The sequence below is a fragment of the Frankia sp. CcWB2 genome, assembly GCF_977927585.1.
Genome location: NZ_CDWRCM010000009.1, coordinates 38,521 through 40,361 on the forward strand (window position 1 = coordinate 38,521; position 1,841 = coordinate 40,361).

The following is a 1,841-nucleotide window of genomic DNA, read 5'->3' on the forward strand; positions in this document are numbered from 1 at the left end:
CGCGCAAGTTATTTCATTTCGACTCCTTTGTGTCCGTTTCGTCCCTCTGGATAGGCAAGGAGCCTGGATAGGTAAGGAAACGGCCAGCCACCACGGGGAGCGTGGCACCGGCGATGAGGGCTGCCCGCTCGGCCGGGCGGGCCGGCCGGGGCTGGCCGCGTTCGAGGAGGTGGATGACGTCGGGGTCGGCCGCCTCGGGGGCGTTGACGAACGAGGCGAACCGGCGCAGTGCGACCGGATCGGCCAGCGTCGTCTTCCACTCGTCCTGATAGGTCGCGACGTGGTGGGCCATGGCCGTGTCGAGTTCGGCGCAGATGCCCAGCGAGTCGTCGACGATGACCTCGCGGACATGTCCGAGGCCGCCGTCGAGGCTCTCCACCCACGGCGCGGTGCGCTGGAGGCGATCGGCGGTGCGCACATAGAACATCAGAAACCGGTCGATGTAGCGGACGAGCGTCTCGGTGTCGAGGTCGGAGGCGAACAGCTCCGCGTGCCGGGGCCGGTGACCGCCGTTGCCGCCCAGGTACAGGTTCCAGCCCTGCTCGGTGGCGATCACCCCGACGTCCTTGGACCGCGCCTCCGCGCATTCCTGGGCACAGCCGGAGACCGCCATTTTGATCTTGTGGGGAGATCGCAGGCCGCGGTAGCGTAGCTCCAGGTCGACGGCCAGCGTGGTGGAGTCCTGTACGCCGTAGCGGCACCAGGTCTCCCCGACGCAGGACTTCACCGTCCGCAACGCCTTGCCGTAGGCGTGTCCGGACTCGAGTCCGGCGTCGGTCAGCCGCTTCCAGATCTTCGGCAGCTGCTCGGCCCTGGCGCCGAAGAGGTCGATGCGCTGCCCACCGGTAATCTTCGTATAGAGGTTGAAGTCCCGGGCCACCTCGCCAATCAGGATGAGCGTCTCGGGCGTGACCTCGCCGCCGGGCAGCCGGGGGACGACCGAGTACGTGCCGTCCTTCTGCATGTTCGCGAGCATGTGGTCGTTGGTGTCCTGCAGGGCGGCCTGCTCGCCGGCCAGGACGTACCCGTTGTAAAGGGAGGCGAGAATCGAGGCCACCACCGGCCGGCAAACCTCGCAGCCCCGGCCCCGACCGTGCTCGGCGATCAGCTGCGAGAACGTCGTGATCCCCCGCACCCGGACGATCTCGAACAGTTCAGCCCGGCTGACGTCGAAGTGCTCGCACAGCGCCTTCGATACCTCGATGCCCGCGGCGGCGAGCTGCTGGCCGAGGATCGTCCTGAGCATCGGCACGCAGCTGCCACAGCTCGTGCCCGCGTTGGTACACCCCTTGATCCCGGCGACGTCGGTAAGGCCGTTCTCGCTGATCGCGGCGCAGATCTGGCCGTGGGTGACGTTGTTGCACGAGCAGATCTGCGCCCCGGCGGGGAGCGCCACCCCGGCCCCGGAGCCGCCGGCCCCTGCCCCGTCGCCGTCGCCGTCGCCGGCCGGCAGGATGAGCCGCGCGGGATCGTCCGGCACGACCCCGGCGGAGCCGACCATGGCCCGCAACATGCCGTACTCCCCGGCGTCGCCGACGAGGATGCCACCGAGGACGCTACGCGCGTCGTCGGAGAGCACCAGCTTCTTGTAGACCTTGGCCACCGGGTCGGCGAACGTGATAGGCAGCGCACCGGGAGTCGTCCCGAAGGCGTCCCCGAAGCTCGCGACGTCGACGCCGAGCAACTTGAGCTTGGTCGACATGTCGGCACCGGTGAAGGTCGCGCCGCCGCCGAGCAGACGGTCCGCGACGACCTCGGCCATCGCGTATCCGGGTGCTACCAGCCCGTACACTTGTCTTCCGCACGTGCGTGCGATGAGCTAGCTGCTTGATCTCTTGTTC

General features: G+C 68.5%; 1 pseudogene. It reads right to left on the reverse strand.

Annotated features, from left to right (window positions below):
- Positions 1 to 13: 13 nt before the first annotated feature.
- A pseudogene (gene nirB / locus ACY45C_RS02335) lies at positions 14 to 1,789 on the reverse strand (nitrite reductase large subunit NirB); the annotation flags it as partial.
- Between the last annotated feature and the right edge of the window lie 52 nt (positions 1,790 to 1,841).